11 protein-coding genes are annotated in these 16,147 nt (G+C 51.3%); 8 read left to right on the top strand and 3 right to left on the bottom strand.

Annotated features, from left to right (window positions below; genetic code table 11):
* Nucleotides 1-75 precede the first annotated feature (75 nt).
* Nucleotides 76-1,554: a M48 family metalloprotease gene (locus L9P87_RS07310; protein ID WP_237444019.1), complete on the bottom strand. Its 1,479-nt coding sequence runs from the start codon at nt 1,552-1,554 to the stop codon at nt 76-78.
* Nucleotides 1,555-1,779: 225 nt separating this feature from the next.
* Between L9P87_RS07310 and L9P87_RS07305 the strand changes: the two genes are divergently transcribed.
* The 6 genes from L9P87_RS07305 to aceF all read left to right on the top strand — a co-directional run bounded on the left by L9P87_RS07305 (nt 1,780) and on the right by aceF (nt 11,340).
* Nucleotides 1,780-2,004, top strand: a complete 225-nt coding sequence (locus L9P87_RS07305) for a sulfurtransferase TusA family protein (protein WP_237444018.1) — start codon at nt 1,780-1,782, stop codon at nt 2,002-2,004.
* A 26-nt stretch (nt 2,005-2,030) separates the two neighbouring features.
* Complete coding sequence (locus L9P87_RS07300; protein WP_237444017.1) at nt 2,031-3,104, top strand: AI-2E family transporter; 1,074 nt, start codon at nt 2,031-2,033, stop codon at nt 3,102-3,104.
* Between the two features lie 29 nt (nt 3,105-3,133).
* A complete protein-coding gene (locus L9P87_RS07295; protein ID WP_237444016.1) occupies nt 3,134-5,992 on the top strand; it encodes an insulinase family protein in 2,859 nt (952 codons plus the stop codon).
* 224 nt (nt 5,993-6,216) lie between these two features.
* Nucleotides 6,217-6,453 (top strand): hypothetical protein, encoded by a 237-nt coding sequence (locus L9P87_RS07290; protein ID WP_237444015.1) that lies wholly within the window; start codon nt 6,217-6,219, stop codon nt 6,451-6,453.
* Nucleotides 6,454-6,672: 219 nt separating this feature from the next.
* On the top strand, nt 6,673-9,312 hold the full coding sequence (gene aceE / locus L9P87_RS07285) for a pyruvate dehydrogenase (acetyl-transferring), homodimeric type (protein WP_237444014.1): 2,640 nt from the start codon (nt 6,673-6,675) through the stop codon (nt 9,310-9,312).
* A 75-nt stretch (nt 9,313-9,387) separates the two neighbouring features.
* Nucleotides 9,388-11,340, top strand: a complete 1,953-nt coding sequence (aceF, locus tag L9P87_RS07280) for a dihydrolipoyllysine-residue acetyltransferase (protein ID WP_237444013.1) — start codon at nt 9,388-9,390, stop codon at nt 11,338-11,340.
* A gap of 87 nt (nt 11,341-11,427) precedes the next feature.
* Here aceF and nadC read toward each other — a convergent pair whose 3' ends face one another.
* Together nadC and L9P87_RS07270 are read right to left on the bottom strand one after the other, a co-directional pair.
* Nucleotides 11,428-12,273 carry a carboxylating nicotinate-nucleotide diphosphorylase gene (gene nadC, locus L9P87_RS07275; protein WP_237444012.1) on the bottom strand — a complete coding sequence of 282 codons (846 nt, stop codon included), beginning with the start codon at nt 12,271-12,273 and terminating at the stop codon, nt 11,428-11,430.
* A gap of 89 nt (nt 12,274-12,362) precedes the next feature.
* Entirely contained in the window at nt 12,363-12,887 is a 525-nt protein-coding gene (locus tag L9P87_RS07270; protein ID WP_237444011.1) for a retropepsin-like aspartic protease family protein, read from the bottom strand.
* A 293-nt stretch (nt 12,888-13,180) separates the two neighbouring features.
* On the opposite strand from L9P87_RS07270, the gene L9P87_RS07265 reads away from it, so the two are divergent.
* Nucleotides 13,181-15,502 carry a DUF1631 domain-containing protein gene (locus tag L9P87_RS07265; RefSeq protein WP_237444010.1) on the top strand — a complete coding sequence of 774 codons (2,322 nt, stop codon included), beginning with the start codon at nt 13,181-13,183 and terminating at the stop codon, nt 15,500-15,502.
* Nucleotides 15,503-15,579: 77 nt separating this feature from the next.
* Nucleotides 15,580-16,137, top strand: coding sequence for a 1,6-anhydro-N-acetylmuramyl-L-alanine amidase AmpD (gene ampD, locus L9P87_RS07260; protein ID WP_237444009.1), 558 nt, complete (start codon nt 15,580-15,582; stop codon nt 16,135-16,137).
* Nucleotides 16,138-16,147 lie beyond the last annotated feature (10 nt).

Raw genomic sequence — 16,147 nt, 5'->3', positions numbered from 1 at the left:
AATTATACCTTGCTAGTTAACGCTGTAACAGAAAAAACCTGACTGTGTTGTCAGCTTTTTTTGCGGCGGCGGCCATTACTTCAAATTTAATCGCTGTTTCCACGCTTGGATATCGCGAATTTTTTGCTGAATAATCTCTGTCTGCAAGTAGTCACCCTCGACCAACTTTAGCGCATAGTTGAGGTGTCGTGTGGCAGCATCGGGGTTGCCAGCTAATAAAAAATATTCCGCTCTGGCTGTATGTACAGCCTTGATATTACCCGACAGCCCTTGTACCTCGGCTAATTGATACCAAATAGAGGGTTGGTTGGGGTATAGCTCCGACAGTCTTAGCCAGACATCCCTGGAGGCTTGAATTTGATTGGTGGCCAGGAGAAGCTTGGCATAGCTTTGCATCAATGGGTAATTGGTGGGGTTGATTTTCAGCAGTTGCTGAAGCCGCAGTTGTGCCTGCTTAGCTTGCCCGCTGGCCGCGAGCAGCTTGGTATCGGCAAGCTGATAGGGGATGTTGTTACGGCGTTTTTCGAGCAGTGGTGTTAATTCCTTTCGCGCTTCTTCATAGCGTCCGGCGTCGGTGAGAGCGATGGCGAGGCCGTAGTGATTGGACTCCAGCTCAACGCCCTGGGTGGTGTTAATTTTGGCGCGAAAGAACTTAATTGCCGACTGAGGGTTTTCTTCGTAATAAATGCGCACCCTGGCCTGCACGATGGCGTAGTCGATCGAGTTGACTGAACCACCGGCAGGGTAGCGGTCGCCACGGGTCTTGGCGTCGCTGATTCGGGTTTCTGTCAAGGGGTGAGTGAGCAGGAATTCAGGGGCGCGGTTGCCGTAATAGCGGCTGGCTCGTTGCATTTCCTCAAACATAGCCGCGGACTGCCTCGGGTCTAGGCCCGCGTCGACCATGGTTTGCATGCCAATACGGTCGGCTTCTTGTTCGTTCTGACGAGAGAACCGTAACTGGCTTTGGATGGCGCCAGCCTGGCTGGCAGCGATGGCGGCAATACCGGCGTCACTGCCGGTGGTGGCGGCGAGGACAATACCGGCTAGCAGACCGGCCATGGTTGGGATAGTCGAGCGTTGGCGTGCCTCGACCCCCCGTTCAAAATGCTGTTGGCTGAGGTGAGCTAATTCGTGGGCCAGGATCGAGCCGAGTTGGGCTTCATTCTTGGCGTTGATGAAGATGCCGTTGTGAACCCCTACCACGCCACCGGGTACGGCAAAGGCGTTGAGTGTCGGGTTGGCGACGACAACAATATCAATACGCCTATCCTGTAATTGGCTGTGCTGGGCAAGGCGATAGATTAAATGCTCGAGATAATCGTAGATAATAGGGTCGTCGACGGTCGGTGCCTGACCGCGAAATGCCATCAGCCAGGCGCGGCCAAGGTCGTATTTTTGATCGTCGGAAAACATATTGGCGCCGGAGTTGCCCAGCGTCGGGAGGTTCAGGTCACTGGTTTGCGCCAGGCTGAACGAGCCGCTAAAGAGTATGGCGCAGCTGAGTGCCAGTGCTACGCTGAGCCTCTTAATTGTGTGGATGGTTTTCAAACGCATAGTTGGGCTTGGGATAGTTAAAGTGCTCACTAAATCAGATAGCGGGTGTGTTTGCCAATTATTTCATACTACTGTGACAATAAAATGCTTAAATAGTTGATAGTTTTGTCTAATATTAAATAATCGCCCCAGTAAACACTGTATGCTCCGTGATTGTGTGATGATGGTGGCTGTTGCCCGATTCTGAGCGCGCATATTTTTTTCATTCATTATAGGTTGGTTGACATGTTAGAAGTGGATGCCCGAGGTTTGAGCTGCCCGATGCCGCTGCTGAAGGCAAAAAAAGGGTTGAATAGCGTTAACGCAGGTGAGCGAGTACAGGTGCTGGCAACAGACAGTGGCTCGTGGCGTGATTTTGCCGTCTTTGCCGAACAGAGTGGGCATTTGCTGTTGAACGCTGAGCAAAATAACGGCGAATACTGCTATTTATTAGAGAAAAAAGCAGATTAAACGAAAACGACAATGGTGAATGATCGGTGTTAAAGGTATTTCAAAAATGGATGGACGGCCTCTTCGGTGATGAAGAGGCGGTGCTGCTGCTGCTCATTATTCTGGTGACACTGACGTTGATCGTAGGCTTGAGCGATATACTGGCACCGGTGATTACCAGTGTGGTATTGGCATACTTGCTCGATGGTCTGATAGAGAAGCTAAAGTCATGGGGGCTGCGCCCTGGTTTTGCCTTGGCTTTAAGTTTTAGCTTGTTTGTCGCCGGCTGTGCCGCGCTGATGCTGGTGGTGATGCCAATGGTGTGGAAGCAGGCGGTATCACTGTTTCAGGAGTTGCCGAATATGGTGGCTAAGGCGCAGGAGTTACTGGGCGAGCTGCATCAGCGTTACCCCGATATATTAACAGCCGATCAGTTTAACGGCATTGTTACCACGGCGACTAATGAGATGGCGGCCATGGGGCAGTTCTTGCTGTCTTTCTCGCTGGCGAATTTATTGAATCTGGCGGCGCTGGCGGTTTACGCTATTTTGGTACCGATACTGATCTTTTTCATGCTCAAGGATAAACGTCAGATTCTCAGTTGGTTTGCCAGTTTTCTGCCTGCTTCGCGCCCGATGATGCACCGTATTTGGCAGGAAATGGATGAACAGGTGGCTAACTACATTCGCGGTAAAGTCATCGAAATTCTTGTGGTTGGCGTCTTTACGTACATAGCTTTTGCCCTGATGGGCTTACAGTATGCGGCGCTGCTGGCCCTGTTGGTGGGACTGTCGGTATTGATTCCCTATATCGGTGCCGCAGTGGTCACGTTGCCTGTGGCGGTGATTGCCTACATGCAATGGGGGCCGACAAATGAATTTTTCTGGCTAATGACGGTCTATTTAATCATCCAGGCTATCGATGGCAATGTGTTGGTGCCGCTGTTGTTCTCAGAAGCGGTTAACCTGCATCCGGTGGCGATTATTCTGGCGGTTTTGGTGTTCGGCAGTTTTTGGGGGTTGTGGGGGGTGTTTTTTGCCATACCCTTGGCTACGCTGGTCAAGGCTCTCATTAATGCGTGGCCCTCGGCAAAAGAGCTGCCTGCGCAACCAAACTTATAGAAAACGATTATTTTTGTGGGAGAATTTCCGTGGTTTTGAAGCTACCTGCGGCGGTGGTTAGTCGCTGTACGTTAATTATTATTGCGCTATTACTTACAGCCTGTGGCGACGGCATTAAATCTTCAGAGCGGGGTGGTGAGGTGATTAAAAGCCCTAATGATGGCAGGGATTATCGTAGTTTAGTGCTTGATAACGGCCTCAAGGTGTTGTTGATTTCTGACCCGCAAACCGATAAGTCGGCCGCCGCCTTGGATGTTGGCGTTGGCTCTGCACAGGACCCAGCTGACCGAGAGGGGTTGGCGCATTTCCTTGAACACATGCTGTTCTTGGGTACGGATAATTACCCGGAGCCTGAGGCGTATCAGGCTTATATCAGTGCCCATAGCGGCAGTCATAATGCCTATACGGCCTTTGAAAATACGAACTATTTCTTCGACATTGAACCCGAATACTTGGCTGGAGGGCTCGACCGTTTCTCGCGATTTTTCGTCGCCCCGCTATTTACCGAGGCCTATGTTGAACGCGAAAAGAATGCTGTCTATTCGGAGTACAAGTCGAAGCTGAAAAATGAATACCGCCGCTCGCTGGATGCCCTGAGACAGGAGGTTAACCCCGCTCACCCGATGGCCAAGTTCTCCGTCGGTAACCTGCAGACTTTGGCCGACCGTGACGACGACAAGGTACGCGACGACTTGTTGGCATTTTATAACAAGCATTATTCCGCTGAGGTGATGAGTCTGGTGGTGTTGGGGCGTGAATCGCTGCCTGAGTTGGAGCAGATGGTACGCAGTCGCTTTGCCGAGATCCCAAGCCCAGAGGTTGCTAGTAACGAAATTACCGTGCCGTTGTTTGAGGTGGATAAGCTGCCTGGCTTTATGCAGGTTAAGTCATTAAAAGATGTGCGCAGTCTCAGTCTGGCCTTTCCGATTCCTTCGCAGCGTCAGTTTTATCGTTCCAAGCCGGCACTTTTTGTCGGCGACATGTTGGGCCATGAGGGCGAGGGCAGTCTGCTTGAATACCTTAAACAGCAGGGCTTGGCCGAGGGGTTAAGTGCCGGCGCCGGCCTCGATTATAATGGGGGCGGGTTATTTAATATTTCGGTGAGCTTGACGGCCAAGGGCGAGGCCAATTGGTCGCAGGTGGTCGAGGCTGTTTTTCAGGCGGTTAATCGGTTCAAGCAGCACGGCATGAATGAGCAGATGTTTGCTCAGCAGCGCCAGCTGATGGATATTCGATTCCGCTACCAGGAAAAAGCCGCAGCGATACACACTGTCAGTGGTTTGGCTGGCCAGCTGAAGAAATACCCGGCCTCTGAGGTGTTGTCAGCTCCCTATATGCTGGATGTTTATAAGCCAGAATTGGTCGAGCAACTGCTGACCTTTATCTCGCCCGATAACGCCATGATTACGTTAACTAGTCGCACGGTTAATACCGACAAGGTGACGGAGCTTTATCACACGGATTACAGCTATCAGCCGACGGGCGGCTGGGCTCAGGTTGGCACTAATTCCGCTATTACCATGCCGGCGGCCAATGACTTTATTGCCGAAGACTTCAGTTTGCTCAACGACAAGGCGGAGGCACAGCTGCCGCAGAAAATTATTGACAATCAGCGCTACCAGCTCTGGTATGGTGCCGATCAACAATTCCGTATTCCCAAGGGTGAGGTGCGAGCGACACTGCGCAGTGATGACGCTCAGCAGTCGGCAGATCACGCCGTTAAGCTGTTGCTGCTGACCGCCCTGGCCGATGACAGTCTTAACAGTTTTAGTTATCCCGCGATGTTGGCTGGTCTTGAGTTTGATGTATCGGCGACAACCCGTGGCCTGTCGTTAAAGGTGGCCGGTTATACCGATAAGCAGCCATTGTTGTTAAAGGCGTTGCTCGATGGTTTGCAGCAGCCAACTTATAGTCAGACTCGGTTTAACAATATTAAAGATGAGTTTCGTCGTGGCTGGGCCAATGCCGATTATCAGCCGCCTTATGGTCGTCTGGTGACAGCGCTTAACGAAAGCCTAATGCTGCATTACTGGAGCGAAAAACAACTGCTGGCTGCGATTGAGTCGGTCGAACTGACTGATGTCCTTACCTATCGTCAGCAGTTCTTTAGTCAGGCGGCGATGGAAATGCTGGTTTACGGTAACTACAGTGAGCAGCAGGCCAAAGATTTTGCTGAGCTGACGGTGAGTAGCTTAAGTCTGGGTGGCGGTAACCCCGGTGAAAATACTGTGGTGGTGTTACCTGCCGAGAAAAATTGGTCGCGAACGGTGGCGGTTAATCACAATGATGCTGCCGGTTTGCTCTATGTGCAGGGGCGCAGTGATGGCTATGATGAGCGCGCGCTGATGGGTGTGACAGCGCAATTGTTGAAGGCGCCGTTTTATAGCTCGTTGAGAACTGAGCAGCAACTTGGCTATATCGTTTACGGTGTGCCTAAGGTGACGTTGAAGGTTCCAGGCTTGATGCTGTTAGTGCAGTCACCAACGGCCTCACCAGAGAAAATTGAGTCTTCGATGCTGGCGTTTATCGCGGGCTTTGCCGAGCAGGTTGAGATTGAGGGCGAGGAGGCCTTTATTCGTCAGCGCCAAGCGCTGGTGGCGGCGGTGGCCAAGGAACCGGAAAACCTCAGCCAGCAGTCAGGTATTTACTGGCGCCAAATCGCCCTGGGTTACGATGATTTTGAGATGCGTGAGCAGTTGATCAGCCACATAGAAGCGGTGGAATACCAGCAGTGGCTGTCCTTCTATCGTCAGCGCTTTGTCGGTCAGTTAGATCGCACGCTCTGGCTGCAGACAGAGTCGCCAGCGTTTACCTCGCCACTACAGGCAGTGCCACTGGGCAGTGTTGTTGAATTTAAGGCGCAGCAGCAGTATTACCATTACAAGTAATGCGTGCTGTGGGGTCGAATAGCGTTTGAGTTTGATCTGGTTTGAATAAAGCCCATATCAGTTTGCTGGTATGGGCTTTTTTGTTTCAACGCATTTTTTATTGTCAGCCGCTTATTAGATACTACATTAAACAGTAGGCGGCAAAACCGCTGTTTAGTTGCTAAACAAAAGTTTAGCTCAAATTGTTTGAAGCCCGCTGTCTTCGCCTGTTGAGCTGTTGATTGGTGACTTTGGTTAAACCGCTGTTTTTGCTTGCTCTCGCTCTGCCGGATTTAATTGAAAGGTCAATAGCAACGGTATCTGTAGCCTTTGTACTTTGTCGAGAGACTGCTCTAAAGCTGCTGTCCCGCAAGGCTTTGGTGGTAGTATTGATGATATTTATATTGCTTATAGGTTTTGATTATGTAAAAATTTTACAGTTTCCTGCGCTTTCTTTATTCAGTGTTGGGCGAGCAATTTAGATTAAACAACTGGTAAACGCCTAGTCGGCAGAGAGTATCAACATTGTGTTGAGCCAGGCCTTGGGGTCGAACGACTGGGTCTTTTGATGAGTAATACCAGGTAGCAAGAATTCAACATGCGTTTCCCTGTTATCGGGGGGCGTTTCGACAGCCAAGCTTAAAGATCGGCTAATGACGGTCATTTGTAAGGCGACATCATTAAAATTGTTGGGGTAGTAAATGCAGGATCAAGATCCTATTGAAACACGCGAGTGGCTGGATGCCATCGATTCCGTTATCGATCACGCTGGACATGAGCGTACATCCTTTCTTCTCAATCAATTGTCGGAGCGCGCCTCCGATGTTGGCGTAAAGCTGCCTTCAGCCATTACCACGCCATACCGCAATACTATTGTGCCGACAGCCGAGCGACGGATGCCGGGCGATTTGTTTGTTGAACGCCGCATTCGCTCGATGATTCGCTGGAATGCCCTGGCCATGGTAATGCGCGCCAATGATAACAGTGACGGTCTCGGTGGCCATATTTCAAGTTTCTCATCCAGTGCCACCTTATATGATGTCGGCTTTAACTATTTCTTCAAGGGTGGCGAAAAAGCCGATCTTGTTTTCTATCAAGGCCATACCGCTCCAGGGGTTTACGCACGCTCTTATCTCGAGGGTCGTATCAGCGAGGATCAGCTTGATAATTTCCGCCGTGAAGTGGATGGCGACGGCCTGTCCTCCTATCCGCACCCATGGTTAATGCCAGATTACTGGCAGTTCCCAACGGTTTCTATGGGCCTGGGTCCTATTCAAGCAATCTATCAAGCGCACGTGATGAAGTACCAAGACAAGCGTGGCCTGGTTGATCAGACTAACCGTAAGGTCTGGGCTTTCCTTGGTGACGGTGAGTGTGACGAGCCAGAATCATTGGGTGCCATTTCACTGGCTGGCCGTGAGCAACTCGACAACTTGATTTTCGTGGTTAACTGTAATCTACAGCGTCTCGATGGCCCTGTACGTGGTAACGGTAAAATCATGCAGGAGCTGGAAGGTGTCTTCCGCGGTGCTGGATGGAATGTTATCAAGGTTGTCTGGGGGCGCCACTGGGATGCTCTGTTAGAAAAAGACACCACAGGTTTGCTGCAAAAGCGTATGGACGAAGTCTGTGACGGTGAGCTACAGAACTACAAGGCTAATGGTGGTGCTTACACTCGTGAGCATTTCTTCGGCAAGTACCCCGAGTTGCTCGAATTAGTTAAGGATTTAACCGATGAGGATATTATGTATCTCAACCGTGGCGGCCATGATCCTTATAAAGTTTATGCTGCTTACGCCAACGCCACTGAGCATAAGGGGCAGCCAACAGTTGTGCTTGCTCAAACGGTTAAAGGCTATGGTACCGGTGCAGCGGGTGAGGCTCAGAACGAAACGCACTCGCTGAAGAAGCTCGATATGGAATCCCTGAAAGGCTTCCGTGACCGTTTCAATATTCCATTGAGTGACGACGAACTGAAAACCGTCCCGTATTATCGTCCGGCGCCTGATAGCCCAGAAATGGTCTACATGCGCAAGCGTCGTGAAGAGTTGGGTGGCATGATTCCGTCGCGCAACCCCGATTTCGAAGCGCTACAATGTCCCGATCTGGATGCCTTTAAATCGCATCTTAAGGGCTCTGGTAAGCGTGAAATATCAACGACCATGTCGTTTGTGCGTATGCTGTCAACGCTGACCAAAGATAAGCAAGTTGGTGAGCGTATTGTTCCTATCGTGCCCGATGAGGCACGTACCTTTGGTATGGAGGGGATGTTCCGTCAGTTGGGTATTTACTCTTCAGTGGGTCAGCAATATACCCCACATGATCATGATCAGATCATGTTCTATAAGGAAGATCAAAGCGGTCAAATTCTCGAAGAGGGGATTAACGAGGCCGGTGCTACTTCTGCCTGGATTGCAGCGGCAACTTCTTACAGCACGTCTAACTACCCAATGGTGCCGTACTATATCTTCTACTCGATGTTCGGTTTTCAGCGTGTGATGGACTTGATTTGGGCTGCCGGTGATTCGCAGGCGCGTGGCTTCTTGATCGGCGCAACTGCTGGCCGGACGACACTCAACGGTGAGGGTTTGCAGCACCAGGATGGTCACAGTCATCTGATGGCTAATATGATTCCCAACTGTGTTTCTTACGATCCAACATACGCCCACGAGCTTGCCGTCATTATGCAGGACGGTCTCAAGCGGATGTATCAGGATAAAGAGAACGTGTTCTATTATCTGACCGTGATGAACGAGAACTACACTCACCCCGAGATGCCTCAGGGTTGTGAAGAGGGCATTATCAACGGTCTTTACAAGCTGAAAGAAGCTGAGGGCAAGCATAAACTGAATGTTCAGTTGATGGGCTCAGGCACTATTTTGCGCGAAGTGGAAGCGGCGGCTGAGTTGCTGTCTGCCGATTGGAAAGTGGATGCGGATGTTTGGAGTGTCACCTCGGCTAACTTATTGCGCCGCGATGGTTTGGCCTGTGAGCGTTGGAATCTATTGCATCCTGAGGGGGAGCAACAGGTGCCATTTGTGACGGCAGCGTTCGCCGACACCAAGGGCCCTATTGTTGGTGCCACCGATTATATGAAGTCATATTTGAATCAACTGCTGCCCTTCATGCCTCGTCGTTTCGCCATGCTGGGTACCGATGGCTTCGGCCGTTCGGACTCGCGTGAGAAACTGCGTCACTTCTTTGAAGTTAATCGCTACTTTATTGTTATCAAGGCGCTTAAGGCTTTGGCCGATGACGGTGAAATCAAGTTGTCAGTCGTCACAAAAGCGATTAAGAAATACGGAATTGACCCAGAAAAAATCGATCCTACCAGCTGCTAAGTATTGGGGGTGGGGCTGCGAGGCGGCCTCTCATCCGCAGAGGTTTTGATTGTATTTTTATAAGAGAAGAGAATTATGAGCATTAAATCGGTTGTAGTACCGGAAGGTGCCGGCGAAGCAGAAGTGATCGAGATCTGTGTCGCGGTTGGTGATACTGTCGCCCTAGAGGATTCGCTGGTCGTATTGGAGTCTGATAAGGCGTCAATGGAAGTGCCCTCTGATTGTGCGGGTACAATTACCGCCATCAAGGTCGCCGAGGGCGACACCCTGAACGAGGGCGATATTGTTGTCGAGGTTGAGGTTGCCGGCACCGCGGCAGAGCCTGCCGCTGCTGAATCCCCCGTTGTGGAAGCTGTTACGGAAGCCGTTGTTGAGCAGGTTGTTGAGCAAGCCGTTGAGGCACCAGTGTCAGCCGTTGCCAGCGAGCAATTGGTACAGGCGCCGGATATCGGCTCCGACTCTGCCGAGGTGATCGAGTTCTGTGTCGCCGTCGGTGACACTGTTGAAGAGGGCGACTCGCTGATCGTGCTGGAGTCCGACAAGGCATCGATGGAAATGCCGGCACCCTTTGCAGGTACCGTGGTGTCTTTTGCTGTAAAAGAGGGTGACAGTGTTAGTGAGGGTGCCGATGTCTGTGTGATCGCGACCACTGTTGCTCCCACCGCCCCTGCGGTCGCTGCCCCGGTTGCTGAGGCCAAGGTTGAGGCTGTTGTTGAGGTGGCTGTTGCACCGGTCGCTGCGATCAGCAGCGAGGTCAGCTTGGTTGTCCCCGACTTAGGCACTGATGCAGCGGAAATTATCGAGATTTGTATTGCTGTCGGCGATGATATTGCCGAGGGTGACTCGCTAATCGTATTGGAGACCGATAAGGCTTCGATGGAAGTGCCAGCCACCCAAGGCGGCAAGGTCTTATCCATTGCTGTCAATGAGGGTGACAAGGTCAGCGAGGGCGCTGCTATCTGTGTTGTCATGGGCGAAAGCCAAGCTCCGGCAGTTGCCGCACCAGCTGTTGTTACCAGTCCTGCCGCTGAGGCTCGTCAGCCTACGCCGGCACCAGTGGCTGCGCCAGTGGCGACAACCGTTGCTCAGCAGGTGACACAGGCTGCCAGTTCAAAAGTGTATGCCGGCCCAGCTGTGCGTATGTTGGCACGGGAACTCGGCGTAGATTTGGCATTGGTGCCAAGTACCGGTCCAAAGGGGCGAATCGTCAAAGAAGATGTTCACGCTTATGTAAAGACTACGCTACAGAGCGCGGCCAAGGTTGTCGCAGCCCCAGCGGTGGCCTCAGGCAGTGGTATTCCACAGGTGCCAGCGGTTGATTTCGCCAAGTTTGGAGACATCGAAACCGAGAAACTGTCGAAGATTGCCAAGATTACGGCGGCCAATATGCAGCGCAGTTGGCTCAACGTGCCGCATGTGACGCAGTTTGACGATGTCGACATTACTGATCTTGAAGACTTCCGCAAGGAGATGAAGGCCGAGGCGGAAAAGCAGGGCGTTAAATTAACGCCACTGCCATTTATGCTCAAGGCTCTGGCTCATGCACTGAAGGCAAATCCGAAATTCTGTTCTTCGATCTCTGTCGACGGGGAAGAGGTGATTTATAAGAAGTATGTCCATATTGGTATGGCCGTTGATACGCCTGCTGGTTTGGTTGTTCCCGTCTTGCGTGATGTCGATAAGAAAAGCATCTACGAAATATCTAACGAGGTGATCGAGCTGGCAACCAAGGCTAAAGATCGCAAGCTTAAGCCAGCGGAAATGCAGGGTGCTTGTTTTACTATATCAAGCCTCGGCGGTATTGGTGGTACAGGCTTTACGCCGATTGTTAACACCCCTGAGGTCGGTATCTTAGGTGTGTCTAAGATGACGGTGAAGCCGGTGTGGAATGGCAGTGAGTTTGTGCCCCGTAAGATGTTGCCTGTGGCGCTGTCCTACGATCACCGTGCCATCAACGGTGGTGATGCGGGTCGCTTCCTGACGTATTTCAATCAATTGATGAGCGATATTCGTCGATTGATGTTGTAATCAGTAGTGACAAAAAAGGCCGCTTAATAGCGGCCTTTTTTTTGCGCGAACGGTGGGCGATATTGCTGTCTGACGAAGCTCGGCTTTTTATAGCTCGGTAAAACGCATCGATAAATCGATGGCCGTATTGTGCTTGGTCAAGGCGCCGATAGAAATATAGTCGACACCCGTCTCCGCCACGCTGCGTAGGGTGTGGTTGGTAATATTGCCCGAGGCCTCTAGTTTGGCGCGACCATTGACGTGCTTGACCGCCTCGACCATTTGCGCATTGCTGAAATTGTCAAGCATGATGATATCGGCACCCGCCTCCAGGGCTTGGTTGAGCTCGTCAAAGGTTTCAACCTCGACTTCAACCGGCTTACCAGGGTGGTTACTCTTGGCAGTGGCGATAGCTTGATGAATGCCGCCGCAGCCCGCTATGTGGTTTTCCTTGATCAAGAAGGCATCGAATAAGCCGATACGGTGGTTGTGGCAGCCGCCGCAGGTAATGGCGTATTTTTGCGCAGTTCGCAGGCCGGGAATAGTCTTACGGGTATCGAGGATTTTGACCTTGGTGCCGGCGACTAGGTCGGCGTAAAATTTTGCTGTGGTGGCGGTGCCCGATAATAGTTGTAAGAAGTTGAGTGCCGCACGCTCGCCGGTTAATAGGCTGCGGGCACTGCCTTCGAGGGTGAATAGTGTCGCGTCTGCTTTGACGCTGTCGCCATCCTGGCACTGCCAGTTAACGGTGACGTCACTATCGACCTGTTTGAAAACCTCGTCCACCCAAGCGCTGCCGCTGATGATGCAATCCTCACGGGTAATAATACGGGCAATAGCCTGTTTGTTCTCGGGGATAAGCTCGGCGGTAATATCACCGCTGCCAACATCTTCGAGTAATGATTGACGAACAGTGGCTTCAATATCTTTAGCAAAGGCGGCCGGCACAGTCATGGCGGGGTACTCATTATCACAAAAGCGGCTATTCTAGCACCCCAGACGGTTTGCGGCCACATCGAGAAGTCGTCACCCAGCGTGACTGTTTATTGGCGATGTCTTTGCTTCAGGGTTAAGGTGTTCTGAGAGATGGCGATATCAACTTGTTTCAGTGCCGACATACCCAGCAGGATGGCGTCATCCTCAGTCATCGCTGGGTTGAGAGAGGCGCGAAGATTGCGAAAGACCAAGCCATCGATTGTCAGTTTTGGGATGATTGTTTGATAGACGGTGATATTTCCATTGGCCGTACGTGCGGTGCCCGCCCGTCCCTTGCTAAGGGCTAACACCTTGGCTAGTTTTAGTGGCACAACCACGTCGGTGGCGCCGGTATCGAGCAGCAGCTTAACCGACTGGTTATTGATGACGCCACGGGTGACATAGTGGTGTTGGCGGTTCGACTGCAAGGTCAGCGTGGTCGTGTTGTTACTGGAGTGGCTGGTGGGTTGTTGATTGGGGTTCTCCTGGTGGTCAAGAATCGAGCTGAAAGCCCAACCGAGCAGTCCTAACAGAATTACCCATGCGACGATTAGCATCGCTGTACCCATTGATCTAGAGCTGTTTGTGCTCATATGTGTTACCTAAAAAAACGCACTATTAAATCTCATTCATCGAACGTGATGTAGATCACAGAATGTCTTCTATTCGCTGTTGTTGTGCGTATTTGTCCTTATAATAAAAAATCGTTTATAGCAAAGTAGTCAGTTTAGACATCCCCATTATTGAGGTGCTTGTTGTTTTCTTCGCATCAGGGTGTCACCTAGCTTAAATCTATAACTAACAATAATACAATGGCTTGGTCTGGTCTAATGTAGATTGTTGCCCGCAACAATGCATCGTGCCGAGATGAAAAGAGAGTTTGTGAATGAATACCAGTGAGCAAAAAATTGTTCCTCTACGTTCTGCTGCCGCCTCGGACAATCAGCGAGCCAAATCCTTACCTACGCCGTTGCTCAGCTTGCAGGGTCGAGCCAAGTTAAAGTTGCTGGAACTGCTGGCCGGTGTTTTCAACAACATCGATGACAACTTATTCGAGCTGGCCAGTCGTGCTGATAACAACGGCGATCAAAACCTGTACTTTGAGTCAATGCGAGAAGTGCGCATGCAGCGCCGTGGCATCGAGTTGAATTTTGGCAAGGCAATAAGTCATAGCGTTGCAGAGGTGGTCAATGAAGCACCAAGGGTTGCGGTCGAGGCTTCGGCAGACAGTCTGTCACTGTTGGAACACCACGAGCTTGAACAGATTGTTGCCCTCGATGGCATGGTGGCTAAGAGCCTAGGCGAGTGCAACAACGAGCTGATGCTGTTGACTGCCCGCTGTGATGCCCTGCTGACCGACCGTCAATTGAGCTTTGAGGATAACCCGTTATCACCGAAGGTGTTGGGCAAGGCTTTTGTCGATGCCTGTGATAATTTAGATATTGATATTAAGTCAAAGCTGATGCTGTTTAAGCTGTTTGATAAGCAGGTTTTCGGCAAACTTCAGCCATTTTATCAACAGTGTAACGCGCAGTTAGAGGGTGATGGCATATTGCCCAACCTAGTGCTGGCTGATGCTTATCGCGCCATAAATCCCGATGCAGAAGAGTCCTTGTTGGGTGCGGATTCATTGACGCAGCAACCACCGCAAGATGACGGTGTCAGCCTCGATCAGATGGATGTCTTTGGCGCGGAACAGGAGTCCTCCCCGGTCGACTTGCCGGAACAAGATGTCTTTCGTTCTGTGCAGCAGTTGATGACGCAACTTCAGCGTTTCAGTGCCACCGATACCCAGGCAAAATTGGCTCCGAGAACGAGGGCGGTATCCCGTGATCAGGTCGTTAGTGCATTGTCTGAGATTCAAGCAAAGTCGGCGCAGTTACCGGTGGATGATCTGGGCTATGTTGCCGTTGCACCCAGTCACAATGATTTGAAAATGGCCAGCGAGCAGTTGGTAAAGCAGCTGACGGAGGCCAGTGGCGGTCAGAGCCGGCGTATTGGTCAGCTCGATGAGGACGCCATTAATCTTGTCGAGATGCTGTTTGGCTATATTCTCGATGATAAGAACTTGTCGACGGCGATGAAGGCGTTGATTGCGCGACTGCAAATTCCGTTGATTAAGGTGGCAATGCTTGACAAGGAATTGTTCAACAGTAGTCAGCATCCGGCGCGGCTGTTGCTCAATGAGTTGGCCGCCAATGCACTGGGTTGGAATAGAGCAAAGGGTGCCCAGCGCGATAAGTTGTATTCAAAAATTGAGCAGATCGTCGATCAAATCACCACCGAATTTGATGATGACATCTCCCTTTTTCAACAGTTATTAGTCGACTTAATCGCCTTTAATGAGTCTGAGGATCGACGTGCTCGGCTGGTTGAGCAGCGTACTTTAACGGCAGAGCAGGGGCGGGCAAAATCTGAGAACGCCCGTCGCCAGGTTGAACGTCAACTGGTTGAGAGAATTCAGCGGGCCGAAAGCGGCGGCCATGAATTGCCGGTGGTGGTGACGCGGTTCCTGGGTCAGGCTTGGAGTGATGTGCTGTTTTTAATCTGTCTGCGCGAAGGCGTGGAGGGTGAGCAGTGGCGTCGGGCGATGAAGCTGGTCGACAATTTACTGTGGTCGGTGTCACCGTTGAAAACCAGTGAGCAGCGCCAACGCCTGTTAAAGGTAATGCCAACGTTGTTGAGGAGTTTGCGCTCGGGCTTGCAGCAAATTGGACACAGTGAGTTCGATACCACCGAGCTGTTTGAACAATTGGAAGCGCTACACATGGCCAATGTCCGCGGTGAATTACATGCCGTGGCCAATGAGTATAAACAGCAGGCCGAGCAGCAGTCAGTGGCCCCGACCAGTCTGGATGAGGCTCTGGCTGGCGGCGCCGACGCCGGTGCCTCGGAGGGCGAAGATTTTTGTGCCGACGAAGACATCCTCGAGATGGTCGATAGCATGGTGGCCGGGAGCTGGGTTGAGGTAAGCGATAACGATGAGCAACAGCTACGCGCACGTTTGGCAGCCATTATTAAGTCGACGGAGCGTTATATCTTTGTCAATCGCGCCGGGGTTAAAGTCGCTGATTGGCTGCGTGGTGAGTTGGCTGCGGAGGTAGAAAAGGGGCATGTTAAACTGTTGGAAAGCGGCTTGTTATTCGATCGAGCGCTGGAATCGGTGATTAATAATCTGCGTGAGATGAAGGATCAGCGTCGCCGCTAGCCCGATGAGGGGCTGACGTTTTTTATCGCGGTACAAATGCGTTATTATGGCGATAATACTTTCATTACAGGTATCGGATGATGGTCTTCGAAGGCCTTTTAGCGGGCGCAATCTTTTGCCCCTGTGACAATTTCAACCAGCGCCCCGATGGCGCAGAAATTTCACTGCTTGTGATCCACAATATTAGCCTGCCTGCCGGTTGCTTCGGTACGGGCCAGGTACATCGGCTGTTTCAAAACAATCTCGATTGTCAGGCCGACCCCAGCTTTGCTGACCTGGAAGGATTAGAGGTTTCCAGCCACCTGTTTATTGAACGGGACGGCACCATCAGTCAGTTTGTCAACTTTGCGGATCGGGCATGGCACGCCGGGGTGTCAAACTTTCGCGGCAGCGATAACTGCAATGATTTTAGTATCGGCATTGAACTTGAGGGCTGTGATGATGAGCTCTATGAACTGGAGCAGTATCACGCCTTGGCGAGGACTGCCGCCAGCATATTGAAAGCCTATCCCGCCATCACACCAGATAGAATTGTCGGTCACAGTGATATTGCGCCAGGAAGAAAAACCGACCCTGGCGAGTCTTTCGATTGGTCAATGTTTCGTCGCTTAATGGCGGCGGAGATAATGTGTTAAGGAAAATGAT

Origin of the sequence: Sinobacterium norvegicum, assembly GCF_923077115.1 — a bacterium.
GTDB lineage: Bacteria > Pseudomonadota > Gammaproteobacteria > Pseudomonadales > Sinobacteriaceae > Sinobacterium > Sinobacterium norvegicum.
Note: the sequence above shows the minus strand (reverse complement) of the source record. Positions and strands in the feature narration are given on the sequence as shown.